A 23243-nucleotide genomic window follows, 5' to 3' on the forward strand; every position below is an offset into this window, starting at 1 on the left:
GATCGCGGACGTCGCCGCCGTCGCCGACGAACTGGCCGCGCTCGCCGTCCGGGAGGTCGGCAAGCCGGTCACCGAGGCCAAGGGCGAGGTGGCGCGCGCGGTGGCCATCCTGCGCTACTACTCCCAGCAGGTCTTCGACCCGGTGGGCGCCCTGTACGAGCCGTCCGGCGCGGGGCTGTCCTACACCCGCAGGCGCCCGCGCGGCGTCGCCGGGCTGATCACGCCGTGGAACTTTCCGCTGGCCATCCCCCTGTGGAAGGCCGCGCCCGCTCTTGCCTTCGGCAACGCCGTGGTGCTCAAGCCCGCTCCGCAGGCGCTCGGCACCGCGTTGCGCCTGGCCGAGATCCTCGGCCTGCCCGAGGAGCTGTTCCAGGTGGTCCCCGGGGACGCCGAGGAGGGCGTGGCGCTCATCGAGGCGGCGGACGTCGTGTCCTTCACCGGGTCGGCCGCCGTGGGCCGCAAGGTGAGCGTCGCCGCGGCGACCCGGGGCGTCCCCGTGCAGGCCGAGATGGGCGGGCAGAACCCCAGCATCGTGCTGGACGACGCCAACCTGGAGGCCGCCGCCGCGCAGATCGCCGCGGCGGCGTTCGGGTACGCCGGGCAGAAGTGCACCGCCACCAAGCGGGTGATCACGGTGGGCAACGCCGGGGAGGTGCGCGAGGCGCTGGTCGCCGCCGTCGCCAAGCTCGGCGTGGGCGACCCCGCCGACCCCGGCACCGCCGTCGGGCCGGTCATCGAGGAGTCCGCCCGCGACCGGGTGGTGGCCTCCGCGGAGGGCGGCCGGGTGCTCACCGGCGGACAGGCCCTCGACCGCGACGGGTGGTTCGCCGCCCCGACCCTGGTCGACGGGGTGGCCGCCGACCACGTGCTCGCCCGTGACGAGGTGTTCGGGCCGATCTGCCTGGTGCAGGACGCCGGGTCGGTGGAGGAGGCGGTGGCGCTGGCCAACGGGGTGCCCTACGGGCTGGCCTCCGCGGTCTACACCCGCGATCTGGACCGGGCGCTGGAGGTCTCCTCACGGCTGGAGAGCGGGCTGGTCAAGGTGAACAACCCGACCAGCGGCGTGGACTTCTATCTGCCCTTCGGCGGCGAGAAGGACTCCAGCTACGGCCCGCGCGAGCAGGGCAAGGCGGCGCAGGAGTTCTACACCTCCACCCACACCATCGCCCTGGGCCCCGCCGGCGCCTGACCGGCTCCGCGACCCGGGCCGGGAGGCCCCGCCCCGCCTCCCGGCGCCCGGCCCGGAGTCCCGGGCACGCCATCGCGTGTACCCGGTCCTGGAGCCCCCGCCCGCCGTGTTCCCGTGAGCCCTGCGTCGAGCCTGGTTGGGTTCATCGCCGCCGCGATGAGCATGTGCTGGAGATGGGTCTCGGCGGTCCCGCGGTAGCGGGATCGCCGCAGGCCGAAGCCTCTGACGCCCTGGGCGATGGTGCCCTCCACGCCTGCCCTGTGGGCATGGCGTTGCTGCCCGTCCGTGCGGTCGCCGCCCTCCTGATGACCTCGGCGGCCGACATCTCCTCCTGTTCGCGCGGGGGTGACTCCGGAGACCGCCGATCGGCGTACGGGGCCACGCGACGGTCCGGCCCGGTCCGCCTCAGCCCTTCTTCTCTATCATTTCTGCCGCGTGCCGGAGTGCGCTGACGAGTTCAGGTATGTGCGCGTCGGTGAAGCGGCCGGACATGCCGACCGCGGCGTACGGTGCCGAGCCGACGGTGACGGCAACGGTGCGTTCGGTTCTGCCGACGCGCAGGGCGAAACCGGCTTCACGGATCTCCGCGAGATCGGTGAGGACCTGTTCGACCGGGGTCTCGTTCGCGCTGGTGGCCCACATGGCGCGGACGTTCTCGTCGTCCTGGCAGGCCAGCAGGGCCATCCCGAGGCCGGATCGGGTGACCGGGAACAGGCCGATCCGGCCGAGGGCCGTGCTGGTGTCCATGCCCGGGTCGGCGTGGTACAGGTACGACATATGGTCGCGCCAGAGCACGCCCATGGCCACGGTGTGACCGTGGACGTGCAGCTTGCCGAGCGGCCCGAGCGCGCGGCGGATCAGGCCGGACCCGAAGAGGCTCTGGGCGGCCAGGGCATGGATTCCCGGGCCGGGACGATAGCGGCGCCGCTCGTCCTGTTCGATCAGCCGGACGTGCGCGAGGGTCTTGAGCAGCCGGTTCGCGCGGGAAGGTTCCAGCCCGAGCCGTCTTGCGACTTCGCGTGAGCCGAGGGCCTCAGCGGAACTGGCCAGCAACTGCAGGCAGTCGAGTCCATCCAGGAGTGATTTGTTCGGCTGAGACGGCAGCATGTTGCATTTATAGCATCACTACGGCCGAGTTTGCTACGAGATCGTGTCGCGGGGGTTTCGGCGAAGCATCTTGACGGTGCTATTACTGCACCATTACGCTCGCCGCACTTGACCAACGATCTCGCCTGAAGCCGCAGTTGACCCTGCCCTAGCAGGCGCGATGACCGCTGCCCGGGTCGGTTTCCCCCATCACGGAGTGGGTCCGCGGGCTGCCGCCATGGACGGAAGGGCGCCACACGCTGCGAACCGTGGCGAGCCGGTCGGGCTCGCCACGCATCCAAGTCACGGGACGACGTTGCGCCGACGAGCGGACCGTGGCTGAGCCGAGAGGTGATGACCTTGACACGACTCTCGAACGCGCACTCCCCTAGGTGGTGGATGCGCGTCGCGATGGGACTGGCCGTTCTCATCGGCCTGCCCCTGATCGGCGTCGCGCGTCCAGCGTTAGCCGACACGCCCGCGGCCTCCGCGGTGCTCTCGGCGACCCCGCAGTGGAACGGTATGGCGGGCAATCCCGGCGACGCCTCCGGCCAGGTCTCCGCGGCGGCCACCGAGCGAGGCGGCCGCCCCTGCTGGACCACCACGCAGACGCCGATCGCCAATGACTTCCTCTACTTCCGGGTCGACGCCGCTCGGCAACCGGCCACCACCGGGTACGCCTTCGTCAAGGTCAGCTACTTCGACGCCGGCCCCGGACACTTCACGATCCAGTACGACGCCACGAATCAGTTCAAAGCCGGCGATGCCGTGCCGCTGACGGGCGGGAACGTCTGGCGGTCCTATGTCTTCCAGCTCGCCGACGCCGAGTTCAAAGGTGACATGCCGTCCGGCGCGGACTTCCGCATCGCCTCCTGGGACAGCAAGCTCGGACGGTCCGCCACCGATCTGTGCGTGGCCGACGTGTCGGTGAGTTTCAGTACCGCGGAAGCGGTCCGGATCACCGCGAGCAACCTGGTCTTCAGCGGCTCCGAGCCGCGGACGATCCCGGTGACCTCCAGTGCGGCCACCGTGAGCTGGACGGCCGCCGACGAGCAGGGCGTGCCGGCCGCCGGCGGCACGGCCGCGGTGTCCGGCGGCACGGCGACGGTCGACCTCGCCGCGGTCAAGCCGGGCTACTACACCCTCGGCGTCACGGCCGAGGTGGGTGGACTCCCGGTCACCCGGTACACGCCGGTGGCACTGCTGGACGCGCTTCCCGCCGACGCCCGGCGGCCCGGGGCGCCGTGGGGGGTCGGAACCCACTTCTCCCAGAGCGACCCGCCCGGTCTCATCCCCACGATGGCGAAGGTCGGCTACACCCACGTCCGCGACGCCCTGTCCTGGCAGCATGTGGAGAAGACCGCCGGCACCTATACCATGCCCAGCTACGGCGCCCCGTTCATCAACGGGTTGGCCGCCAACGGCATGCAGCCTCTTCTGGTCGCGGCATTCGCCAATCCGCTCTACGACGGCGGGAAGACGCCGAGCACACCGGAGGGCCACGCCGCCTTCGCCGCCTACGCCTCAGCGGTGCTCAAGCTCTCCGGCACCAACAAGGTCGAGGTGTACAACGAGTTCGACGGCGGTTTCAACAACGGCCTGTGCGGTCGTACCCCGCAGTGCTACCTGCCCCTGTTGAAGGCGACCTACGCCAAGGTGAAGGCCGACCACCCGCAGGCCGAGGTCGTCGCGCCGGCCGGCGGCGGACCCGCGTGGTGGGAAGAGCTGTTCCAGATCGGCGGCCTGCAGTACATGGATCGCTTCAGCGCGCACCTCTACGGTTTCCCGGCCCCGCCGGAGATCCGCGGCCTGACCCTGATCCCGACGTTCAGGGACCTGATCCGCCGCTACAACAACGGTCGCGACATGCCGATCGACATCACCGAGAACGGATTCCCGACCCACACCGGCGGCGGCGTCACCGAACTGCAGCAGGGCGACTACCTCGTCCGGGCGGCCGGCCTGGCCGTGGCCAACGGGGCGAGCCGCTACTACTGGTACGACTTCCTCAACGACGGCACGACCGCGTCGAACCAGGAGTACAACTTCGGCGTGATGCGCCGGCCCGGGTACCTGGGAATGACCGCCTACACCCCGAAACCGGCACTGGTCGCGCAGTCGGTGATGATCCGCCAGTTGGCCGGCCTGGACTTCCATGCCGCCGACAACCTGGGGTCGGGCGTCTACTCGTACGAATTCACCGGGGGAACCGGCAAGGCGCCGGTCCGGGTGATGTGGGCGACCACGCCGACCCAGGTCGAGCTGAGCACCACCACCCCCCTCACGGTCACCAACGCCTACGGCCGGTCCAACACCCTGGAACCCCTGCAGGGCAAGGTGACGCTGGACCTGACCGAGCACCCGGTCTTCACCCGGGGCAAGCCGACGGCCGTCGCGGTGGCCGACCCGGTGGTGTACTCCGTCTCGGTTCCGGACACGGTCGCGGTCGGCGACGAGATCCCGGTGACGCTGAAGGTGGACCGGACCCACGGTGGGGGAGGCACGTGGACCAACTTCCAGATCCAGGACAAGACCTACGCGGTGAACGCGCCGGCCGGGCAGACGGGAACGAAGACCGTCACCGTCCCCGGCAGCACGGTGAAGGGCCCGCGAACGGTGCTCGTGCGGGCCGGTTCCGGGGGATCGGCGTCGATCCTGCTGCGCGACGACGCGATGATCACCGATCCGGTGGTGGCGACCGTCGATCCGATCGTGACGTCGGTCGGGCCGGTCGGTGGTTCGCTGCGGGTGAAGATCACCAACAACAAATCGGCGACGCCCCTGAACGTCTCCCAGATCGCTTGGACGGTGGGGACGCAGAGCGGCACGGCGACCGGCGTCGCCCCGGTCCCGCCGAACTCCGTCGCCTCGGTCGACATCCCGGTCGCGGGGATCGTCCCGTGGAAGTCCTACGACATGTCGGTGCGCGTCGACACGGCACAGTTGGGCGCGTTCCGAGCCGGTGGGACCGTCGGCTTCAACCCGATCGAGGCCGACGGGCAGAACGCCGTCGCACCCGTGAATCTGGCGGCCGACGGCGCGGTCGACTACCGGCGGGTTCCCTACGGCGGCGTGTCGGACCTGTCGGGCACCGTCAAGCTCACCCGCACCGCTGACGCGTTGTGGTTGACGGCCGACGTGACCGACAACGTCCACGCCCAGACGAAGACGGCCGGCAGCATGTGGGACGGCGACTCCATCCAGCTCGCGATAAGCCCCGACCTTCCGGGGCGGTCGACCGCCCGCGTCGAGATCGGCGCGGCGCTGCTGGGCACCGGTCCGGCCGTGTACACCTTCACGCCACCGGCGGGCGGAGCGGCCGGGGCGACGCCCGGCGCGACGGCGGCGATCGTCCGGACCGGGACCACCACCTCCTACCGCGTGTCGGTGCCCTGGTCCGCGCTCGGGTTCACCGGTCCGCCCACCGCACCGGTCGCCCTGTCCTTCGTGGTCAACGATGACGACGACGGCATCGGCCGGGCCGGCTGGATCCAGTGGGGCGGCGGCATCGTCCTGGCCAAGAACACCGCGGAGATGCGGCCGGTGCAGGTGATGGCACCGTGAGCGGGCCTCGGCGGATCCTGGTCACCGGTGCGGCCGGCCGGCTGGGACGGGCGGCGCTGACCCTGTTCGCCGACCGGCTCATCCCCACCACCGGCCTCGACCTGCACGACCCGGGCGACACCCGGGCGGGCCGGATGGTGACCGGATCCGCCGGGGACCCGACCGTGGTGCGTGACGCCCTCGCGGGGGTCGACGCCGTCTTCCACTGCGCGGCGATCCCCGCGCCCACTCTCGGCACACCGCACGAGGTGTTCACCACCAACACCCGGGCGACGTTCACCGTGCTGGAGGAGGCGGCCCAGGCGGGCGTCATGCGGGCCGTGATCGCCGGCAGCCTGTCGGTGACCGGTCTGCCCTGGTCGCCGCATCCGCGGACACCGGCCTACCTGCCCATCGACGAGGATATGCCGCTGCAGGTGGCCGACCCGTACGCGTTGTCGAAGCAGACCGACGAGGCGGCCGGCGCCATGATGGCCCGCCGGCACGGGATGAGCGTCGTCGCACTGCGCCTGCCGCTGCTCGGTGGTCCCGGCGATCAGTTCGACACCTACGCCCGCTACTACGCCGAACACCCGGAGTGGGGGGCCAAGGAGCTGTGGGCGTATCTGGACACCCGCGACGCCGCCCGCGCCGGACTGCTGGCCCTCACCGCCCCCGTGACGGGATTCCACGCGGTGTTCGTCGCCGCCCCGGACACCCTCAGCGCCACCGACACGGAGGCGCTGCTGGACGAACACCTGCCAGGGGTGCCCCGGCGGATGCGATGGACCGGCCGGAGCGTCGCCATCGACACCGGTCGGGCCACGCGGCTACTCGGCTTCACCCCTGAGCACCTCTTCCCGCTGTCCCTACCCGGACAGGCACCACCACCCCCCATCAGGAAGTGACGCCATGACGAACACGATCAGCCGTCGGCGCCTGCTCGCGGGCGCGGCCGGACTGGGTTCCGCCGCCCTGCTCGCGGCCTGCGGCAAAGACAGCGAGTCCAAGAACACGGGCAATGACACGGGCGCGGTGACCCTCAACGTGTGGGGCGGAGTCCCACCGGAGAGCGGACCCGACGCCCTGTTCGCCGCGTTCACCGCGAAGCACCCGAACATCAAGGTCAAGTACACCCGTTACGTCAACGACGATCAGGGCAACCTCAAGCTCGACACCGCGCTGCAGGGCGGTCTCGAGATCGACGTGGTCGTGTCGTACGCGCGCTCGGCCCTGGCCAAACGCGTCGAGGCGGGTCTGCTCACCGACCTCACCGACCGGATCGCCGGTGACGCGACGTTGAAGGCCTTCGCCCCCGGCGCGGAACCGGCCAGCAACAACTTCTTCGACGGTAAGGCGTACTCCGTCCCGGCCAGTCGCAGCGTGGAGACGGTGCTGGCGAACAAGAGCCTGCTCGACAAGGCCGGCATCACCGTCCCGGAGGACTGGACGGCCGCCGACTTCCGCGCGATCGCGAAAGAGCTTTCAGGCAAGGACGTGTACGGGTGTCTCACCCCGCCGGACCTGGCCCGCCAGAGGCTCGGCCCGGACTTCACCTACAAGGCCGGCGGCCGTGAGTCCAATTTCGACGACCCGGCGTTCCGCGAGAACTTCCAGCTCCGGCTGGACATGATGGCCGAGAAATCCGCCGTACCGATGACCGAGATCGTCGCGCAGAAGTGGGACGCGTTCGCCCAGACCCCGTTCCTCACGGGGAGGGTGGGCATGTGGATCTCCCAGCCGTTCGTCCTGCGCTACATCAAGGACACCAAGGAATATCCGCACGATTTCCAGACCATCCTGCTGCCGTTGCCGGCGCCGCAGAAGGGCGTGCCGTTCTGGAACACCGGTGGTTACGGCGACAACGTGGCCATCACCAAGAAGTCCGCCCACCAGGACGCCGCCTTCACGCTCCTGCAGTTCTGGCTCGGCGAAGGCGCGGCCCGCATGGTGCCCGGCGGCAGGCTGCCGTCGCTGCCCGGCGGTGACACCGCCGTACTGGCCGCCGATCTGGGCGGACCCGACGCGGCGAAGCTGTTCGACGAGCGGTCACTGGTGACCAACCTGCTGACCTCGGACGCGCGGATCCCTGTGGACACCATCCAAACGGCGCACGCGGAGATCGCCACGATCATGAACGGGCTCAACCAGCGGGTCCTGCTCGGAAGCATCAGCCTCGACGAGTGGGCTCGGACCGCCAAGCAACAGTGCGACGCGGCGATCAAAAAGGTGGGTTAGAGACACATGCAGACTCTGGCCGGCCCGGCCCGGTCACCGGTAGTACCGCCCGCCGCGCGGGAGAAGAGGCGCCTGCCGGCCGGGGTCCGTTCCTGGTTGCCGTGGCTGTTCATCACTCCCAATCTTCTCGGACTGATCGCCTTCACCCTGGGGCCGATGCTGGCCGGGCTGGGCATCGCGTTCACCAAATGGAACGTGCTGTCCGGCCTGGGCGGGATCGAGTGGGTGGGCTTGGACAACTTCGCCGACCTGTTCGCCGACCCCAAGTTCTGGAAAGCCCTGGGCCGGACGGTGTTCTTCGCCGGCCTCGGCGTTCCGTTGTCGATCGCCTTCGGCCTGCTGCTCGCCCTGGCCCTCAACCGGCCGCTGGCCGGCCGGGCCGCGCTGCGGGTCGTGTTCTTCGTACCCAGCATGGTCAACACGGTCGCCATCGGCATGGTCTGGTTGCTCGTGCTCAACCCCAGCGCCGGGCTGCTCAACCAGGCCCTGCGGTTCCTGGGTCTGTCCGAGCCGCCGACCTGGCTGGTGTCCGAGGACTGGGCTCTGCCGGCGCTCGTGCTCGTCCAGGTGTGGGCCGGCATGGGCTACCAAGCGGTGATCTACCTGGCCGCCCTGCAGGAACTGCCCCAGGACCTGCACGAGGCGGCGATGATCGACGGCGCCGGCGCGTGGCGCCGGTTCCGCACCGTCACGTGGCCGAGCCTCATGCCGACCACCACCTTCCTGGGGATCACTTCGTTCATCAGCACGTCGCAGGGGTTCGGGTTGATCGCCTTCCTGACCGGCGGCGGCCCGGGAGATTCCACCACCGTGCTGGCCTACTACATGTACCAGTCCGGATTTCAGGCCTACAAGTTCGGCTACGCCGCGGCGATAGGCGTCGTCACGTTCGCCGCGGTGCTGCTGCTGACGCTGCTGATGTGGCGGTTCCAGAAGGGACGGGGGCTCTACACATGACCCGCAGTCGTAGTGCCCGGAGCCCGCGCACCTGGATGCTGAGCGGTGTCATGTGGGCGGTCGCGGTGCTTTTCGCCCTCCCGCTGCTGTGGATGATCTCGGCCTCGCTCAAACGCAACATCGACGTGTTCACGCTTCCGGTGAAGTGGATTCCCGACCCGGTGCAGTGGGTCAACTACTTCAACGTGTGGGCCGGCGACCCGCCCCTGCTGCGTTACTTCGGGAACTCGGTGATCGTGGCGACCGTCGCCGTCGTCGGCGAGCTGTTCACGTCCTCTCTCGCCGGGTACGCCTTCGCCCGCATGCGGTTCAAAGGTCGCGACCGTCTCTTCCTGCTCTACATCGCGACCTCGATCGTGCCGACCCAGTTGCTGCTCGTGCCCCGGTTCATGTTCTTCCAGGCCGTCGGCCTGTACGACACCCTGTGGGCGCTGATCCTGCCGAGCATGTTCACCGTCTTCGGCACTTTCCTGATGCGCCAGCACTTCTCCACCGTGCCCGGGGAACTCGCCGAGGCCGCCCGCCTCGACGGCGCCGGCGAGTGGTCGATCTACTGGCGTATCTACCTGCCGATGGCGCGGCCCGTCCTCGCGGCACTGGCGATTCTCGGCTTCGTGTGGTCGTGGAACAGCTACGAGACACCTCTGATCATGCTGTCCACCGACGAGAACTACACGCTTCCCGTCGGCCTGACCCGTTTCGTCGACGGCGACGGCGGCCTCGCCGGTGGCCTGTCCATGGCCGCCGCCACCTCGTCGGTCGTGCCGATGATCATCGTGTTCCTCGTGTTCCAGCGCCAGTTCCTGTCCGCGCTGAGCCGCACCGGGCTCAAGTGACACCGACGGAGGCTCACAGCAATGCGTGTTGAACACGCCGGGCACGACATCACAGTGGTCGGCGGTGGTCTGGCCGGTGTGTGCGCCGCCATCGCCGCCGCCCGCCTCGGCCGGACGGTCGCGCTGATCAACAACCGGCCGGTGCTGGGCGGCAATTCCAGCAGCGAGGTCCGGGTCTGGGTGGTCGGTGCCACGAGCCACGGCGACAACCATTACGCCCGCGAAGGCGGGATCATGGGTGAGCTGTTCGTGGAGAACCAGTACCGAAACCCGCAGGGCAACCCGTACGTGTGGGACACGGTCGTGCTCGACGCCGTCCGGGCGGAACCGAACATCTCCCTGTATCTCAACACCGACGTCCGTGACGTCGACGCGGGCGGGCCGCCCGAGGCGCGGCGGATCCACGCCGTCACCGGATGGATGATGGGCTCGGAACGGCTCATCCACTTCTCGTCGCCGATCTTTCTCGACTGCACCGGCGACGGCCTGATCGGACACCTGGCCGGGGCCGAGTACCGCATCGGCCGTGAGGCCGGCGGCGAGTACGGCGAGCCCTGGGCGCCCGCCGAGGCCGACGACATCACCCTCGGCAGCACCTTGCTCTTCTACACCAAGGACGCCGGCGAGCCGGTCACCTATGTGGCGCCGTCGTTCGCCAAGGACATCACGCGGACGAGCATCCCGCAGCAGCGCCTCATCCGGGCCGGCGACAACGGCACCGCGTACTGGTGGATCGAGTACGGCGGGGAGTTGGACACCGTCCACGACAACGATGTCATCCGGGACGAACTGTGGTCGGTCATCTACGGCATCTGGGACCACATCAAGAACTCGGGCCGGTTCGACGCGGACACGATGACCCTGGAATGGGTCGGGGCCGTCCCCGGCAAGCGGGAGTACCGGAGATTCATCGGCGACTACGTGCTGACCCAGAACGACATCATGGGCCAGACCGAGTTCCCCGACCGGATCGCCTTCGGCGGGTGGTCCATCGACATGCATCCCCCGCAGGGCATGTACGCGACCGAGGCCGCCTCCAAACACCTGCACCCGGACGGCGTGTACCACATCCCCTACCGCTGCCTGTACTCGGTGAACACCACGAACCTGCTGTTCGCCGGACGCAACATCTCGGCCAGCCACATCGCGTTCGGGTCGACCCGGGTGATGGCCACCTGCGCGACGCTGGGCCAGGTGGCGGGAACCGCCGCCGTCCTGTGCCTCGACCGGCAGGTGGCCCCCCGCGAACTCGACGTGGGTCAACTGCAGCAGTCCCTGCTGCGCTCCGACGCGTCCCTCATCGGCGTGGCCGCCGCCGACCCCGCCGATCAGGCCCGCGCGGCGCTGGTGACGGCGTCCTCGACGCTGGACGGGATCGATGTGACCGAACCGGGTGAACCGTGGCCGCTGACCGCCGACGCCGGCATCGTGCTGCCGGTCGATCCCGTCTTGACGGGCCTGGAACTCCTCGCCGACGCGGCCGAGACCACGACGCTCGTGGTGGAACTCCATGATCCCGGCCTCGGACAGAACTACGTACCGGGCACGCTGATCGACACCGCGGAGGTCCCGGTCGTGGCGGGCGCCCGGCAGTGGGTCCGCCTTCCGCTGGAGTGGACGCCGCCCACCGCGCGCAACGCCTTCCTGCGGTTGCGGGCCAACCGCGCTGTGACCCTGCACGTCGCGGACACGGCCGTCCCCGGCGTGCTCTCCCTGACCCACGTGCCGCCGGCGACGGACCCGACGGAGCGGCAACCGGTGCTCGAGTGGAAAAGCGCCGCCCTGCGCCGCCGGACCTTCTGCCTGCGCACCGGTCCGACCGCGGCCTACTCGGCCGACAAGGTGGTCGACGGGTACCTGCGCCCCTTCGCCGGACCGCACCTGTGGACGTCGCGGCCCCTCGCCACGGACGGCGAGCCGTGGTTGCAGCTGGCCTGGGCGGAGCCGGTGACGGTGAGCCGGATCGAGATCATCGCGAACGACGACGTCAACGAGGACCTGATCAACCTGCCCCATCACCGGATGCCGTTCACGCTCATGCCGACGCTCGTGCGCGACTACCGGATCGAGGCCCGCGCCGCCGGAGCCGGCTGGCAACCGCTCGTATCCGTGGCCGGCAACCGGCAGCGGCGCCGCACGCACAGTTTCGCGGCCCCGATCGTGACCGACCGGATCAGGGTCGTCGTCACCGCCACCAACGGCACCGGTTCGGCCCAGCTGATCGCCGTGCGGGCGTACGCCTGACCGTCCGCCGTCCGCCGTCCGCCGTCCGCCGTCCACCGATCCTCGAACAGGAGGTCACGTCCGTGACCCTCAATCCCATGCCGGAGACGCAGGTGCCCTGGCCCGGCCGCGACCGGCTGCGCATCACCGGCGTCCGGTCGATCGTCACCGCCCCGGAGGGCGTACCGCTGGTCGTCGTCCGGGTCGACACCAACGACCCCGGCCTGTACGGGCTCGGATGCGCGACGTTCACCCAGCGGTTCCACGCGGTCGCGGCCACCGTCGAGCGTCATGTCGCGCCGCTGCTCGTCGGCCGTCACCCGGCCGACATCGAGGACATCTTCCGTATGATCCATTTCTCGTCGTACTGGCGCAGCGGCCCGGTCACCAACAACGCCCTGTCCGGCGTCGACCAGGCGCTGTGGGACATCGCCGGTAAACGGGCCGGCATGCCCGTCTACGAGTTGCTCGGCGGGCGGGTCCGAGCGGCGGCCGACACGTACCTGCACGCCGGCGGGGCCACCGTCGACGCCACCCTGCAGCAGGCCCAGGTCCTGCTCGCCCAGGGCTACCGGCACGTCCGGCTACAGGTCGGCAGCCCCGGCGCCGGAACCTACGGTGCTCCGGCCACGCCCGGCGAGTACCCCGGAACCCCGCATCCCGGCGGGTGGGACGTGCATCGCTACCTGCGCGACACTCCGGACCTGTTCGCGCAGGCCCGCGCGGTGCTCGGGCCCGAGCCGCACCTGATGCACGACGTCCATTCCCGGCTGACCGTCAAGCAGGCCGTCGGACTGGTCCGCCGGCTCGAGGAGTACCGGTTGTTCTTCCTGGAGGATCCGATCGCCCCCGAGTTCTACGACCGGCTGGGCGAGGTCCGCGCGGCCGCCCCCATGCCCATCGCCGCCGGGGAACAGGTGGCGTCGGTGGCCGACGCGGCCCGGCTCGTGACCGGTGGCGGCGTCGATCTGCTGCGTCTGCACATCTCCTCGATCGGCGGCCTGAGCCCGGCGCGCAAGCTCGTCGCCCTGTGCGAACTGCACGGTGTGGGCACCGCCTGGCACTCACCGGCCGACGTGTCCCCGGTCGGCGCGGCGGCGAACGTCGCGCTCGACGTGACCAGCGCGGCGTTCGTCATCCAGGAGGGTCACGAGTACTCATCGGCCGTCCACGCGGTTTTCCCGGGCACGCTCACACCCCGCGACGGCTACCTCTTCCCGTCGGACGCGCCGGGGTGGGGCATCGACCTCGACGAGCCGGAGGCGGCCAAGTACCCGCCCGTGGAGCATCTCCACGAACGGTGGTCGGCCCAGGTGCGGCAACTCGACGGCGGGATCGTGGCCCCATGAAGATCGACCGCGTCGAAACCTTCCTCGTAGCGCCCCGCTGGCTCTTTCTGAAGATCACCACCGACGACGGCGTCGTCGGCTGGGGCGAACCGGTCGTGGAAGGCCGCGCCGAGACCGTCCGGGCCGCGATCGGTGAGCTGTCCGACCTGCTCATCGGGGCCGACCCGATGCGCATCGAGGACCACTGGCAGGTTCTCACCCGCGGTGGCTTCTACCGCGGGGGCCCCGTACTGTCCAGCGCCGTCGCCGGCATCGACCAGGCGCTGTGGGACATCGCCGGGAAGGTCCGCGGGGCGCCGGTCCACGAACTGCTCGGCGGGCCGGTACGCGACCGCGTCCGGATGTACGGATGGGCGTACGGCGAGACGGCCGGACAAGTCGCCGAAGCCGCCGCGACGGCGATCGCAGCCGGATACACAGCCGTCAAGATCGCACCGCCGGGCCCGATGGCGTTCCTGGACACCCCCGCGGGCCTGAGATCCGTCGTCGATCTCCTGGCCAAGGTCCGCGACGCGATCGGCCCCGACAACGACGTGGCGATCGACCTGCACGGCCGGGCCTCGATCCCCGCCAGCCGTCGCCTCCTGCCACTGCTGGAGCCGTACGTGCCCCTGTTCGTCGAGGAACCGCTGCGACCGGAGTACTCCAGCGACATCGCCCGGATCGTCACGGCGACCTCATCGCCGATCGCCACCGGCGAGCGGCTCTACACCCGGCGCGAGTTCCGGGACGTCCTGGACGCCGGTGTGGCCGTCGTTCAACCTGACCTCTCGCACGCCGGAGGCATCTCCGAGGTCCGGCGCATCGCCGCGGTCGCCGAGATGTACGACGCGGTCCTGGCCCCGCATTGCCCGCTCGGCCCCATCGCACTGGCCGCATGCCTGCAGATCGACCTGGCCACACCCAACTTCCTCATCCAGGAACAGGCTCTTGGCCTCCACCACCACCACGGCCAGGACGGCCTGAACTATCTCGTCGACACCGACGTCCTGCGGTTGCGCGACGGGCACGTCGAGCGACTCGACGCACCCGGCCTCGGCATCGACGTCGACGAGAAGGCGGTGCGCGAAGCGGCGGCACGAGGCCACCGGTTCCGTTCCCCCATCTGGCGCGACCCGGACGGCGCGTTCACCGAGTGGTGACGACCCATCCCGCGCCCGACCGACCAGCCACCGTGGAGATGACATGGCACTGTTCGACCTCCCCGAAGACCTTCTGCTCAGCTACCGGCCCGACGTCGCGGAGCCGGAGGACTTCGACGGCTTCTGGACCGCGACGCTCCAGGAAGCGCGCGCCCATCATCTGAACCTCACCGTCACACCGGCCGACAACGGGCTCGCGCTGATCGACACCTTCGACGTCACCTTCGCCGGCTACGCCGGCGACCCGGTCAAGGCATGGCTGCACCTGCCCGTCACCCGCACCGGTCCACTGCCCGCCGTGGTGGAGTACGTCGGATACGGCGGAGGCCGCGGCCTGCCGCACGAGAGACCTCTGTGGGCCATGGCCGGCTACGCCCACTTCATCATGGACACTCGAGGTCAGGGCGCCAAAGGCCCCAAGGGGGACACACCCGATCCCGACCCCACCGGCGACCCCGCGTCCCTGGGCTTCACCACCCGAGGTATCGCCAGTCCGGAAACCTACTACTACCGCCGGGTCTTCACCGACGCGGTCCGTGCCATCGACGCCGTACGGCAACTGCCAGCGGTGGACCCGAGCAGGGTGGCCGTCACCGGGACCAGCCAAGGCGGCGGGATCGCCACCGCCGCGGCCGGCCTCGCGTCAGGTCTCGTGGCCGCCATGCCCGACGTTCCGTTCCTGGCCGACTTTTCCCGTGCCCTGGCCATCACCGACGCCTCGCCGTACGCCGAGATCACCGGCTATCTCAAGGTCCACCGGGACAAAAAGGATCAGGTGCTGCGAACCCTCTCGTACTTCGACACGGTCAATCACGCCAAACGGGCCGACGCCTCAGCCCTCTACTCCGTCGGGCTGATGGATCAGATCTGCCCGCCCTCGACCGTGTACGCCTCGTACAACCACTACGCCGGACCGAAGCAGATCCGTGTCTACCCGTTCAACGGCCACGAAGGGGGCCAGGCTTTCCATGAGGCCGAAAAGCTGAGATTCGCCGCCAAGCCGCTCAGCGGATGAGCGGGGCGCAGCCGACCCGGTGGCGGCCGGGCTCACGTCACCATCACCAGCACCGCGAAGGAAGAACCGGCATGCAGCCGCACCCCACTCACCGATGGCTGCGCTGGCCATCGGAGCCGTCCCGGAGCCGTCTCGCGTTCGGCGCCGACTACAACCCCGAGCAGTGGCCACGCCACATCTGGGACGCTGACGTCCGGGCCATGCAGGCGGCCGGCGTGAACATCGTCTCCTTGGCGATCTTCTCCTGGGCCCGGATCCAGCCGCAGGCGGACGTGTGGGACTTCGCGTGGCTCGACGAGGTCATGGACCTGCTGCACGCGCACGGCATCGCCGTCGACCTGGCCACGGCGACGGCATCCCCGCCGCCCTGGCTGAGCACGATGCACCCGGAGATCCTGCCGGTCGACCGGGACGGCCGCACCATCTGGCCCGGTGCCCGGCAGCACTGGCGGCCGACTTCGCCGATCTTCCGATCGCATGCGCTCCGCCTGACCCGCGCACTCGCCGAGCGGTACCGCGACCACCCGGCGCTGACCGCCTGGCATGTCAGCAACGAACTGGGCGCCGACAACGCCTACGACTACTCCGACGACGCCGCGACCGCGTTCCGGCACTGGCTGCGCCTCCGATACGGCACCCTGGAGGCTATCAACCGGGCCTGGGCGACCACCTTCTGGTCACAGCAGTACAGCGACTGGACGCAGATCCTGCCACCACGGCTGGCGACCACGCACCCCAACCCGACGCAGCAACTGGACTTCAAGCGGTTCTCCTCCGATGCGCTCAAGGACCACCTGCGCGCCGAACGATCAGTGCTGTACGAAGTGACCCCGGACATTCCCGTCACCACCAACTTCATGGTCATGGGCTGGTCCAAGGCCATCAACTACGCCGACTGGGCCGCCGAGGTCGACTTCGTCGCCAACGACCACTACACGACGCCGGGCCCGCAGGCGCACGACGAACTGTCGTTCTCCGCCAACCTCACCGCGAATCTGGCCGGCGGGCGGCCGTGGTACCTCATGGAGCACTCCACCAGCGCGCTCAACTGGCAGCCGATCAACCTCGCCAAAGCGCCCGGCGAGATGGCCCGCGACTCGCTCACGCACGTCGCGCACGGCGCCGACGCGGTCTGCTTCTTCCAGTGGCGCCAGTCCGCGGCGGGCGCCGAGAAGTACCACTCGGCGATGCTGCCCCACGCCGGCGTCGACAGCACCATCTTCCGCGCCGTCACCGATCTCGGCGCCACGCTGCGCGATCTCGCCGAGGTGGCCGGCACGACGCGCCGGCCGGCCGGCGCGGCCATCGTCTTCGACTGGGAGTCCTGGTGGACGGCCGAACACGACGCACACCCCAGCGACCGGCTCCGCTACCGGCAGGAGGCCCTCGACTGGTACACCGCCTTTCTCGAACTCGGTATCCGCGCCGACGTGGTCCCCGTCGACGCGCCGCTGCATCGCTACGGTCTGCTCGTCGCCCCGATCCTGCATGTCGTGCCCGGCGCGCTCGCCGACCGGCTACGCGGCTACGTCGCCGGCGGCGGCCACCTCGTCACCACCTACTTCTCCGGCATCGTCGACGAGCACGACCATGTCTGGCTCGACGGCTACCCGGGAGCCCTGCGCGATCTGCTCGGCATCCGGATCGAAGAGTTCGCCCCCCTGCCCGACGAGCAGAGCGTCGAACTCGACAACGGCACGGTGGGCACCCTGTGGACCGACCGCATCGACCTCACGGATTCCGCGACCGAGGTCCTGGCCCGGTACGGCAATGGCGGCCAGACCGGCCGCCCGGCCATCACCCGTCGGGCCGTCGAGTCCGGATCCGCCGCCTACGTCTCCACCCGCCTGCGGCCCGCCGGGCTCGCCGTCGTCCTGGCCGACCTGGCGGAACGAGCCGGCATCCACAGCGAACTCCCGCCGGGCCTGCGCGGTCGCGTCGAACTGGCCGTACGCGGACCGTACTGGTTCCTGATCAACCGTACTGGGCAGCTCCTCGACATCTCCGCCGTCGGCGGCGAACGGCTCGGCGCCGGGACCGCCATCCTGGCACCGCGCGGCGTAGCGGTCCTGCGTCGCGCCGCGGTCCTGGACTCGGCCGGTAAGTGATGATCACCTGGCCCTCGGCGCCCGCTACGGCGCTTCAGGTGCGGTCGGTCGCGTTCGTGCCGGTACCGCGCACGGTGGTGTCGTGAGCGCGCTGGCCGGTGCGCTGGCCCGGTGTCCGGCGATCGCGATCGTCCGCGCGCGGTCGGTCCGCTACGTCCCTGCGGTGCTCGATGTCCTGGCCGGGGCCGGGGTCACGGCGGTCGAGGTGGCCCTGACGACGCCGGGCGGGCTGCGCGCCATCGAGGGTGCCGCCACGACGCCGGGGCTCGTCGTCGGGGCCGGCACCGTGCTGCATGCCGCGCAGGCCCGAGCGGCCGTGGATGCCGGTGCCCGGTACCTGGTCACGCCGGCTGTGGTGCCCGATGTGATCGCGGCCGGCGTCGACGCCGGTGTTCCGGTCGTGTGCGGCGCACTGAGCCCCACGGAGATCCTCGCCTCCGCCCGGGCCGGCGCGGCGCTGGTGAAGGTGTTTCCGATCGGGACGGTCGGCGGCGTCGGCTATCTGCGGGCGGTGCGTGCGCCGCTGCCGGACATCCCGCTCGTGCCGACCGGGGGCATTTCCGTCGCCGAGAGCGTCGGCTATCTGCGGGCGGGGGCCCGGGCGGTCGGTATGGGCGGGCCGCTCGTCGGCGACGCGGCCGACGGTGGTGACCTCGCCGCGCTCGCCGGCCGAGCCGAGACTCTGGTCCGGACGCTCCGCCCGGAGCCGGCCGATGCCTGATCTGGTCACGCTGGGCGAGGCCATGGCGGTCGTGCGCGCCACGGACGTCGGCCCGCCGCGGCCCGGCGCCGCGGCGCAGCTGTCGTTCGCCGGGGCGGAGTCGACGGTCGCGATCGGGGTCCGGCGGCTCGGCCACTCGGCGCGGTGGATCGGGCGTCTGGGTTCGGACGCCTTCGGTGACATGATCCTGGCCGCGCTGCGCGCCGAAGGCGTCGGTGTCGACGCGGTCGGTCGCGACGCGGACCGGCCCACCGGTCTGCTGGTCCGTCATCGGCGTACCGCGGACCGGGCGGCGGTGGCCTATTACCGCACGGGCGGTGCCGGGGCGGCGGTGGGGCCGCACGACGTTCCCGCCGACGCGCTGCCGGCGGCGCGCGTGCTGCACCTGACCGGAATCACCCCGGCGCTCGGGGAACGACCACGCGCCGCGGTCGAGGCCCTAATGGCGGCGGCCGGCCAGGCCCGCACCCGGATCACCTTCGACGTCAACTACCGGAGTCGCCTGTGGTCCGCGGTCGAGGCCCGGCCGGTGCTGCGCCGACTGGTTGAGAGGTCTGCGACCGTGTTCGCCGGGGCCGAGGAGGCCGCCCTCGTGCTCGATCGGCCGGGGCCGGTGGACGCGGTCCAGCTGGCCCGCGGCCTGGCCGAGCTCGGCCCTGAGGAGGTCGTGCTGAAGCTCGGGGCGGCGGGCGCCCTCGTGCTGGCCGGCGGCGACGTCGCGCGGGTGCCGGCCGTGGCGGTGACGGCCGTGGACGTCGTCGGGGCGGGCGACGGATTCGTCGCGGGCTACCTGTCGGGCCTGCTGGACGAGTTGCCCCCGGCGGGCAGGTTGGCCCGCGGCGCCATCTGCGGGGCGTTCGCGGTGTCCACCACGGGTGACTGGGAGGGTCTGCCGACGCGCGCGGAGCTCGGCCTGCTCACCGGCGCGGATGTGGTGCGGTGACGCTGGTGCGAACCGGTCCCGCAACCGCGGACCGACCTCGAGGACGTTCGGCATCTTCGGCCGTCCGCCGTCGCCGCTGCAGACGACGCCGCCGCCATGGGCGGTGCGCTCCCTGTCCCGCGCGGGGTCGCCCCGGTCCCTGGCCGAATCCACGTCCGGGCCCGGGCGATACGACCCGCCACCTCCGACACGACCACACGAGCTGGAGAGACATGCCGCCCGACCAACCCTCGCCGCAGTACGCCGGCTGGACCGTCCTGCGCCACGACGGCGTCGCCGTCGTGGTCGCCCACCCCGTGACCGGCCTGCCCGCGGTCCTGCACTGGGGCGCCGACCTCGGCGTCCTGGACGCCGCGGACCTCAAGGCCGTGGACCTGGCCACTAGCCGGCAGACGCCGCCCGGGACGCTGGACGCCGCCTGGCGCCTGCCGCTCGTGCCTCTCGAGGGTGACGGCTGGTCCGGCCGCCCGGGCCTGCTCGTCAGCCGTGACGGCCGGCTGCTGTTCCCACGGTGGACCTCGCGGGTGCAGCAACAGGGCCCGCGGTCGATGTACACCGTGGCGAGCGACGCTGAGACCGGCCTCCACCTGCGATCCTGCCTGGAGATCGGCGCGGGCGGGCTGGTGCTGCTGCACCACGAGCTGACCAACCAGGGCGCCACCCCCGTCGATCTGGCCTGGCTGGAGGCCACCCTGCCGGTGCCGAAGACCGCCGGCCACGTCACCACCTTCGCGGGCCGCTGGACACGGGAGAAGTCGCCGCTGACCATGCCGATGCCGCGGGGAACGACCACACGCGAGTCCCGCCGCGGCCGCGGCGGGCACGACGGCCCCTGGGTGACGCTCGCGTCGGACGGGCGACCACTCAACCGGCACGGCGAGGTCTGGGCGGTCCACCTCGGGTGGAGCGCCGACGTCCGCCATCGTCTCGACCGGGTCACCGAACATGTCACCCTGCTCGGCGCCGGTGAGCTGCTGCGCCCGTGCGAGGTGCGCCTGGAGCCCGGGCAGTCCTACCGCAGCCCGACGGCGTACTTCGCGTGGTCGCCGGCCGGGCTCGACGGGATCGCCGACCGCTTCCACACCTGGATGCGCGCCCGGCCCCACCATCCCCGCACGGTCCGGCCACTCGTGCTCAACACGTGGGAGGCGGTCTACTTCCAACACGAACCGCTGCGCCTGGAGCAGCTCGCCCGGCACGCCGCCACCGTGGGCGTGGAACGGTTCGTCCTCGACGACGGCTGGTTCCGCGGCCGCCGGGACGACACCGCGGGGCTCGGCGACTGGGTGGCCGACCCGGACGTGTGGCCCGATGGCCTCGAACCGCTCGCGAACCTTGTCCACTCGCTCGGTATGCAGTTCGGGTTGTGGTTCGAACCGGAGATGGTCAACCTGGACTCCGACCTGGCCCGCACCGCCCCGCACTGGCTGCTGGCCGATCCCCGATCGGTCCCGTCGCCCGCCGACGTGTCCTTCCGTTCCCAGTACGTTCTCAACCTCGCCCTCCCCGAAGCCTGGGAACATGTGCGCGCCCGAATGTCCACGCTCGTCCGGACGTTGGGCATCGACTTCATCAAATGGGACCACAATCGGGATCTCGTCGAACCGGTGCACGAACACCTGCCGGGCACGCACGCGCAGACCCTCGCGGTGTATCGGCTGATCGAGCGCCTCAAGACCGACCATCCAGGCCTGGAAGTCGAGTCGTGCTCCTCCGGCGGGGCCCGCACCGACCTCGGCATCCTGGAGTTCGCCGACCGGGTGTGGGCGTCGGACTCCAACGACCCGGTCGAGCGGCAGGACATTCAGCGCTGGACGGAGCTCGTCCTGCCACCCGAACTCGTCGGCGCCCATGTCGGTCCCTCACCGTCACATTCGTCCGGTCGCCGCACGGCGTTGTCCTACCGTATGGCCACCGCGCTTCAGGGCTCGGCCGGCTTCGAGTGGGACATCACGCGCTGCACCGAGGAGGACCTCGACGCCGTCACCGCGTTCGCCGGCCTCTATAAGGAGTTGCGCCACCTGCTGCACACCGGCACCGTGGTGCACCCGGACGTGCTCGACGCGGCGCTGCGCGTGCGTGGGGTGATCGCCGCGAACCGCGAGGAGGCCGTGTTCACCATCGTCACCGTCGCCTCGATCGAGGAGGCCCTGACCGAGCGGCTGCGTCTAGTCGGCCTGGACCCCGAGCGTCGATACACGCTGCGCCTGCGGGACGAGATCGGCCCGGCCGAATGGGGCTGGGTCACCCCGGCGTGGATGAGCAAGCCGCCGGTCGTCGTACCGGGCCGGGTGCTGACCGAGGTGGGGCTGCAGCTGCCGACCCTGTGGCCGGTGCAGGCGCTCGTGCTGCACCTCAGCTCCGTCTAGTCCGTAACGCGATCGCGCACGGCCTCGGACGATTCACCGCCAAGCAGATCGCGACAGGCGTCCCCCGCAAGATCACGCCTGGAACGACTCGATATGCGCCTTGGTCACCAAGGTCGGATCTTGTCCGGCGTCATCGGCGTCCGGTTTCGGTGATTCCGAGGCCAGGTACTTCGCCGGTTGGGCGGCGGAGCTCCGGCCGGGCGGAGATGTCCAGTCTCACCGGGCATATCGGCGTTCGCCAGGGTTGCAACGGTCTGGTCTCGGGGCCTTGACGGGCGCTGTCGGCACGTGTGCAATGTCACACATCATCTGAGCCGTGCAGCACTCGCGAGGAGATACACGATGGGCAAATCGCGCATAGCGCTGGTCTGGTCGCTGGCGGCGGCCGTGGGCATGCTGACGGCCGGATGCGGCCAGGGCCTGCTCGGCGGCGGCTCGGAGGAGGGCGGGGACAAGGGCCCCATCGCCCTCGGCATGCTCGTCCCGCAGTCGGGCAGCGAGGCGGCCATCGGCCCGTACATGAAGAACGCCGCCCAGCTCGCCGTGGACGAGATCAACGGCAAGGGCGGCGTCCTCGGCCGCAAGCTGGAGCTCAAGGTCGCCGACGACGCCTGCGACGCCCAGACCGCCGTGGCCGGCGCCAACAAGCTCGTCACCGAGGGCGTCAAGGTGTCGGTCGGCGGTTACTGCTCGGGGGCCACGCTGCCCACGCTGCCGGTCTTCGGCAAGGCGAACATCCCGATGATCATCCCTGCGGCCAACTCGCAGGAGCTGGTCGACCAGCACCTCAAGCACGTCTTCCTGATCAACGGCACCGGCACCCAGCAGGCGACGGCCGCCATGGCGTGGATCACCAAGCAGGGCGCCAAGAGCGTCGCGCTGGTGCACGACAACACCAGCTACTCCAAGGACATCGCCGTCCGCACCCAGAAGCTCCTGGACGAACAGGGCGGCCCCGAGACGGCGATCCTCGAGGCGGTCACCCCCAAGGAGAGCGACTACAGCGCCAACATCCACAACATCATGGCCAAGAACCCCGACTTCGTGTACTGGACCGGCTACTTCCAGGAGGGCGGCCTGATCATCCGCCAGCTCCGGCAGGCCGGGTACAAGGGCGCCATCATGGTCGGCGACGGCTCGGTGTCGGAGAAGATCGCCGAGATCGCCGGGGCCGAGGCGGCCGAGGGCGTCTACGCCACGATGACCCAGACCCCCGAGACCCTCCAGGGCGCCGAGACCTGGATCGCCGACTACACCAAGAAGTTCGGCTCGCCCCCCGGCCCGTACTCCAACCAGGCCTACGACGCCGTGCGCCTGGCCGCCGAGGCCGTCAAGAACGCCGGGTCCACCGACGGCGCCAAGGTCATCTCCGCGCTGGAGGCCGTCAACGGGTTCGCGATGTTCTCCGGCCCGCTGAAGTTCACCCCCGACCACACCCTGTCCACCGGCGGCTTCCAGATCCTGGTCGTGAAGTCCGGCAAGTTCGCCCTCCAGGACGCGCTCAAGTGACCGTGCGCGAGCGAC

General features: G+C 70.6%; 16 protein-coding genes and 1 pseudogene. 15 read left to right on the forward strand and 2 right to left on the reverse strand.

Annotation, left to right across the window (positions count from 1 at the left end; translation table 11 throughout):
- The coding region (locus ACFQSB_RS25540) for an aldehyde dehydrogenase family protein (protein ID WP_380829497.1) at nucleotides 1–1189 on the forward strand (1189 nt) is incomplete at its 5' end.
- Between the two features lie 122 nt (nucleotides 1190–1311).
- On the opposite strand, the pseudogene ACFQSB_RS25545 reads toward ACFQSB_RS25540, so the two are convergent.
- Together ACFQSB_RS25545 and ACFQSB_RS25550 are read right to left on the reverse strand one after the other, a co-directional pair.
- Nucleotides 1312–1530, reverse strand: a pseudogene (locus ACFQSB_RS25545) (transposase); the annotation flags it as partial.
- A gap of 64 nt (nucleotides 1531–1594) precedes the next feature.
- Entirely contained in the window at nucleotides 1595–2296 is a 702-nt protein-coding gene (locus ACFQSB_RS25550; RefSeq protein ID WP_380829498.1) for an IclR family transcriptional regulator, read from the reverse strand.
- Nucleotides 2297–2635: 339 nt separating this feature from the next.
- Here ACFQSB_RS25550 and ACFQSB_RS25555 point away from each other — a divergent pair, with 339 nt between their 5' ends.
- The 14 genes from ACFQSB_RS25555 to ACFQSB_RS25620 all read left to right on the forward strand — a co-directional run bounded on the left by ACFQSB_RS25555 (nucleotide 2636) and on the right by ACFQSB_RS25620 (nucleotide 23228).
- Entirely contained in the window at nucleotides 2636–5839 is a 3204-nt protein-coding gene (locus tag ACFQSB_RS25555; protein WP_380829499.1) for a sugar-binding protein, read from the forward strand.
- Nucleotides 5836–6726 (forward strand): NAD-dependent epimerase/dehydratase family protein, encoded by an 891-nt coding sequence (locus tag ACFQSB_RS25560; protein WP_380829500.1) that lies wholly within the window; start codon nucleotides 5836–5838, stop codon nucleotides 6724–6726. Before ACFQSB_RS25555 ends, ACFQSB_RS25560 begins: the two co-directional genes overlap by 4 nt.
- Nucleotides 6727–6730: 4 nt before the next feature.
- Nucleotides 6731–8056, forward strand: coding sequence for an ABC transporter substrate-binding protein (locus ACFQSB_RS25565; RefSeq protein ID WP_380829501.1), 1326 nt, complete (start codon nucleotides 6731–6733; stop codon nucleotides 8054–8056).
- A gap of 6 nt (nucleotides 8057–8062) precedes the next feature.
- On the forward strand, nucleotides 8063–9013 hold the full coding sequence (locus ACFQSB_RS25570) for a carbohydrate ABC transporter permease (RefSeq protein WP_380829502.1): 951 nt from the start codon (nucleotides 8063–8065) through the stop codon (nucleotides 9011–9013).
- Complete coding sequence (locus ACFQSB_RS25575; protein ID WP_380829503.1) at nucleotides 9010–9849, forward strand: carbohydrate ABC transporter permease; 840 nt, start codon at nucleotides 9010–9012, stop codon at nucleotides 9847–9849. The genes ACFQSB_RS25570 and ACFQSB_RS25575 overlap by 4 nt, the downstream gene beginning before the upstream one ends.
- Before the next feature lie 21 nt (nucleotides 9850–9870).
- Complete coding sequence (locus tag ACFQSB_RS25580) at nucleotides 9871–12093, forward strand: FAD-dependent oxidoreductase (protein ID WP_380829504.1); 2223 nt, start codon at nucleotides 9871–9873, stop codon at nucleotides 12091–12093.
- Nucleotides 12094–12155: 62 nt separating this feature from the next.
- Nucleotides 12156–13421 (forward strand): enolase C-terminal domain-like protein, encoded by a 1266-nt coding sequence (locus ACFQSB_RS25585; protein ID WP_380829505.1) that lies wholly within the window; start codon nucleotides 12156–12158, stop codon nucleotides 13419–13421.
- Nucleotides 13418–14563: a galactonate dehydratase gene (gene dgoD / locus ACFQSB_RS25590; protein ID WP_380829506.1), complete on the forward strand. Its 1146-nt coding sequence runs from the start codon at nucleotides 13418–13420 to the stop codon at nucleotides 14561–14563. The genes ACFQSB_RS25585 and dgoD overlap by 4 nt, the downstream gene beginning before the upstream one ends.
- Before the next feature lie 43 nt (nucleotides 14564–14606).
- Complete coding sequence (locus ACFQSB_RS25595) at nucleotides 14607–15578, forward strand: acetylxylan esterase (RefSeq protein ID WP_380829507.1); 972 nt, start codon at nucleotides 14607–14609, stop codon at nucleotides 15576–15578.
- A gap of 71 nt (nucleotides 15579–15649) precedes the next feature.
- Nucleotides 15650–17686 carry a beta-galactosidase gene (locus tag ACFQSB_RS25600; RefSeq protein ID WP_380829508.1) on the forward strand — a complete coding sequence of 679 codons (2037 nt, stop codon included), beginning with the start codon at nucleotides 15650–15652 and terminating at the stop codon, nucleotides 17684–17686.
- An 82-nt stretch (nucleotides 17687–17768) separates the two neighbouring features.
- Complete coding sequence (locus ACFQSB_RS25605; protein ID WP_380829509.1) at nucleotides 17769–18407, forward strand: bifunctional 4-hydroxy-2-oxoglutarate aldolase/2-dehydro-3-deoxy-phosphogluconate aldolase; 639 nt, start codon at nucleotides 17769–17771, stop codon at nucleotides 18405–18407.
- The gene (locus ACFQSB_RS25610; protein ID WP_380829510.1) at nucleotides 18400–19350 is read left to right on the forward strand and encodes a sugar kinase; all 951 of its coding nucleotides are present in this window, start codon (nucleotides 18400–18402) and stop codon (nucleotides 19348–19350) included. Before ACFQSB_RS25605 ends, ACFQSB_RS25610 begins: the two co-directional genes overlap by 8 nt.
- A 212-nt stretch (nucleotides 19351–19562) precedes the next feature.
- Nucleotides 19563–21719 carry an alpha-galactosidase gene (locus ACFQSB_RS25615; RefSeq protein ID WP_380829511.1) on the forward strand — a complete coding sequence of 719 codons (2157 nt, stop codon included), beginning with the start codon at nucleotides 19563–19565 and terminating at the stop codon, nucleotides 21717–21719.
- A gap of 342 nt (nucleotides 21720–22061) precedes the next feature.
- Nucleotides 22062–23228: a branched-chain amino acid ABC transporter substrate-binding protein gene (locus ACFQSB_RS25620; protein WP_380829512.1), complete on the forward strand. Its 1167-nt coding sequence runs from the start codon at nucleotides 22062–22064 to the stop codon at nucleotides 23226–23228.
- Nucleotides 23229–23243 lie beyond the last annotated feature (15 nt).

Origin of the sequence: Sphaerisporangium rhizosphaerae, assembly GCF_042665155.1 — a bacterium.
Lineage (GTDB): Bacteria > Actinomycetota > Actinomycetes > Streptosporangiales > Streptosporangiaceae > Sphaerisporangium > Sphaerisporangium rhizosphaerae.

Bases quoted from the DNA above. Each gene is read 5' to 3' on its own strand.
- ACFQSB_RS25600 (WP_380829508.1), top strand. From the start codon at position 15,650: ATGCAGCCGCACCCCACTCACCGATGGCTGCGCTGGCCATCGGAGCCG.
- ACFQSB_RS25620 (WP_380829512.1), top strand. From the start codon at position 22,062: ATGGGCAAATCGCGCATAGCGCTGGTCTGGTCGCTGGCGGCGGCCGTG.
- ACFQSB_RS25565 (WP_380829501.1), top strand. From the start codon at position 6,731: ATGACGAACACGATCAGCCGTCGGCGCCTGCTCGCGGGCGCGGCCGGA.
- ACFQSB_RS25615 (WP_380829511.1), top strand. From the start codon at position 19,563: ATGCCGCCCGACCAACCCTCGCCGCAGTACGCCGGCTGGACCGTCCTG.
- ACFQSB_RS25550 (WP_380829498.1), bottom strand. From the start codon at position 2,296: ATGCTGCCGTCTCAGCCGAACAAATCACTCCTGGATGGACTCGACTGC.
- dgoD (WP_380829506.1), top strand. From the start codon at position 13,418: ATGAAGATCGACCGCGTCGAAACCTTCCTCGTAGCGCCCCGCTGGCTC.
- ACFQSB_RS25570 (WP_380829502.1), top strand. From the start codon at position 8,063: ATGCAGACTCTGGCCGGCCCGGCCCGGTCACCGGTAGTACCGCCCGCC.
- ACFQSB_RS25575 (WP_380829503.1), top strand. From the start codon at position 9,010: ATGACCCGCAGTCGTAGTGCCCGGAGCCCGCGCACCTGGATGCTGAGC.
- ACFQSB_RS25610 (WP_380829510.1), top strand. From the start codon at position 18,400: ATGCCTGATCTGGTCACGCTGGGCGAGGCCATGGCGGTCGTGCGCGCC.
- ACFQSB_RS25595 (WP_380829507.1), top strand. From the start codon at position 14,607: ATGGCACTGTTCGACCTCCCCGAAGACCTTCTGCTCAGCTACCGGCCC.
- ACFQSB_RS25580 (WP_380829504.1), top strand. From the start codon at position 9,871: ATGCGTGTTGAACACGCCGGGCACGACATCACAGTGGTCGGCGGTGGT.